Annotated in this window: 2 protein-coding genes and 1 pseudogene; all 3 read right to left on the bottom strand. The window is 44.2% G+C overall.

Translation table 11 applies throughout. The features are described 5' to 3' along the window. Positions 1-119: pseudogene (locus tag IQ242_RS26435) on the bottom strand (RNA-guided endonuclease TnpB family protein); the annotation flags it as partial. A 221-nt stretch (positions 120-340) separates the two neighbouring features. After that, positions 341-1,558: a geranylgeranyl reductase gene (gene chlP / locus IQ242_RS21260; protein WP_193961318.1), complete on the bottom strand. Its 1,218-nt coding sequence runs from the start codon at positions 1,556-1,558 to the stop codon at positions 341-343. A gap of 224 nt (positions 1,559-1,782) precedes the next feature. Beyond that, complete coding sequence (locus IQ242_RS21265; protein ID WP_193955935.1) at positions 1,783-2,877, bottom strand: class III poly(R)-hydroxyalkanoic acid synthase subunit PhaC; 1,095 nt, start codon at positions 2,875-2,877, stop codon at positions 1,783-1,785. Positions 2,878-2,974 lie beyond the last annotated feature (97 nt).

Below are 2,974 nucleotides of genomic sequence, written 5' to 3' on the forward strand. Positions count from 1 at the left end.
TTTGTATCCATCCATAACCTTACACATTTGTTACGGATGAATTGAGCAGTACGAATAGCATCGTCTATGGCTTGATACTGTTGAGTTTTAGCTTTAACTTTAAACTCTAAGACAAACATTTTACGCAGGGGGGACTTAGACAAAATCAGTATAGCACAATAAAAGTTAAGTTAACAAGATATAGTTTAAAAAGCCGTCCTAAAAGGACGGGGCTTTAACCCAAAATTTCGGTAACATACCTTATTTTTGTTTCAATTAGAGAAGACAGGAGATGAAACAACCCAAAAGAAAACCCAACCACCGCGATGGGGAGATTGGGTTTTCTGGTTATGAATTGATTTTAAGGAGCTAAAGCGTTACCGCGCAGGAGAGAACCGATGGTTTTAGCAGTAATCTTCATCTGTACGAGAGGATTAGCGGGAACAACGGTTTTATAGAGATAACTGTCAAAAGTCATCTTTTGTACGTCCTTATCGGAACACATTTCCACAAAAGCTTCCCGGGTGGCATCGGTACGGTAGAAAACCCGTTGCAGGATATCTAATACCAGATAGGTCATACCGTATTTCTTATCCCAACGCTTGAGGTAGAGTTTCAATTCGTCCTCTGTGGGGATACGTTGGCCGCCGTTAGTGACTTCGACAATGGTTTCGGCACACATCCGCGCCGATTTAGCGGCGAAATAGATGCCTTCTCCCGAAGACTTAGTAACTGTTCCCGCAGCATCTCCCACCAGTGCCACGCGACCAACTACACGACGAGGACGGGGATGTTCGGGGATGGGGTGAGCCTCCACGCGGATGATCTCGCCTCCTTCCAGACGACGGGCCGCGCGAGCGCGAATACCAGCTTGTAGGTCTTTAATCATGGCTTTATTGACCTTCATTGTGCCAGTACCGACGGCGACGTGATCGTATTTGGGGAATACCCAAGCGTAGAAGTCGGGGGATACGTCTTTTCCTACATACATTTCGGCCAGGTCTTCGTAGTAGGCCATTTTATCTTGGGGAAGACGGATGCGTTCCTGGAAAGCGATCGCATAGTTGTAATCCCCGGCATCAATAGCTTTGGCAATGCGAGAATTAGCACCGTCCGCACCGATAACCACGTCCACCTTCAGAGATTTCATTTCCCCTTGGGAATTACCGTGGGAGTGATCGGCGTAGTGTAGGGTGTAGGGATCGGTGCTATTGGTGGGAATGTCGAGACCGTAAACGGTTCCGTTGATTAAATGCGCTCCTAATTTATGGGCGCGTTCTCTCATAAAACCGTCAAGGACTTCCCGACGACACATTCCGATATATTCGTCTTGATTATCGAGATTAATATCGACTTCGACGTTAGAGGGGGAGATCATTTTCATTTTTCTCACCCGGCGATCGATAATTCCAGGAGGTAGGTCAAATTCGCTCACCATACAGAGAGGAATCGCTCCACCACAGGGTTTAGCATTATCTAATTTGCGTTCAAATAAATAGGTTTCAATGCCTGCTTTAGCTAATGTTTCTGCCGCCGAAGAACCGGCCGGCCCTGAACCCACAACAGCGACTCTTAACACTCAGGTTTTCTCCTACATACTTACGAGCGAGTACGCTTTGCAGTGTACCACAGGGGTTTAGCCGAAAGGAACGAGATTCTCCGATTCTGCCCGATCTTGCAACAGTGCTTAACATCCTCTGTTACAAAAGTTTATTTTACTGCCCGTAGATGTTTTTTTATCGATGTGTTGTATTGTGTTACACCCCTCTCCCAAACTGGAAAAGGGGATAGCTGCGAGGATTGTTAACCTCTTGCTTTCAACCAATCGCTAATAGCGGGGGGTAAATCCCGTTGCACTTTGCCACTGACATACATTCCGATATGTCCGACGGGGAAAGCACAAGCGGTATAGTCAGAAGTACCGATATAATTCCCTAAAGCGAGGGAAGAAGCGGGAGGGACAAGGTGATCTTTATCCGCATAAAGATTGAGAATTGGCATAGTCAGATTGTGTAAATCTACCCGTTTATCTCCTAACATCACTTCCCCTTTAATCAGTTTATTTTGCTGATAGAAATCCTTGAGGAACTGTCGGTAGGATTCTCCCGCTTGGTCGGGACTATCAAAAATCCATTTTTCCATACGCAGAAAATTAACTAATTTTGATTCGTCTTCCATGATGTCAGGAAAATCGAGGTATTTCTGATAACCTAACTGTAAAGGTTTCAATTCCAGAAACTCTAAGTTGAGAAAATCTCCTGGAATATTGCCCATGGTATCTACCATTAAATCGATGTCTAATGCTTCGGAACCCAAGGAACATCCCCCGCGCATATTTAAGAGGGTCTCGGTTTGATAAAAGTCCACCGGTGTCACCATTGTCACCAGATTTTTTATCTTATCAGGATAGAGGGAACTATAGCATAAACTAAAGGTTCCTCCCTGACAGATTCCCAACAGATTAATCTTGTCGAGATGGTGACTTTGACGAATAAAATCGACGCAATTATCGACATAACCATTGATATAATCATCAAGGGTTAACCAGCGATCGCTTCTGGTGGGATATCCCCAATCAATTAAGTAGATATCTAAGCCTAATTTCAGCAGATTGGCCACTAAAGAACGCCCTTCCTGTAAATCTACCATGTAGGGACGATTGACCAAAGCATAAACCATCAGCAAGGGAATCTCGAAGGGTTTTTCAACCACGGGTTTAAAGTGGTAGAGAATGATTTTATCTTCCCGATAAACTGCTTCTTTTTCCGAGACTCCACACTGAATATCTTCTTCTTTAACTCGTTTGAGATTGTCCAAACCTTTGAGATTTTTCTGAGTTAATTCTAGATAATCTTGGGTAAAATCTTCCAGTTTCACTTGTGTCAAAAATGGCCACATAATTTAATTCTCCTAGGGAAGTAGGGTGATAGGGAAGTGGGGAAGTGGGGAAGTGGGGATTTTTCAGTGAGCAGTGAACAGTAAACAGTAATCCTGT

Source organism: Microcystis sp. LEGE 08355 (assembly GCF_015207185.1).
GTDB lineage: Bacteria > Cyanobacteriota > Cyanobacteriia > Cyanobacteriales > Microcystaceae > Microcystis > Microcystis panniformis.

What these genes read in the sequence shown, in the direction of transcription:
- IQ242_RS21265 (WP_193955935.1), bottom strand. Translation starts at nt 2,877, where the DNA reads ATGTGGCCATTTTTGACACAAGTGAAACTGGAAGATTTTACCCAAGAT.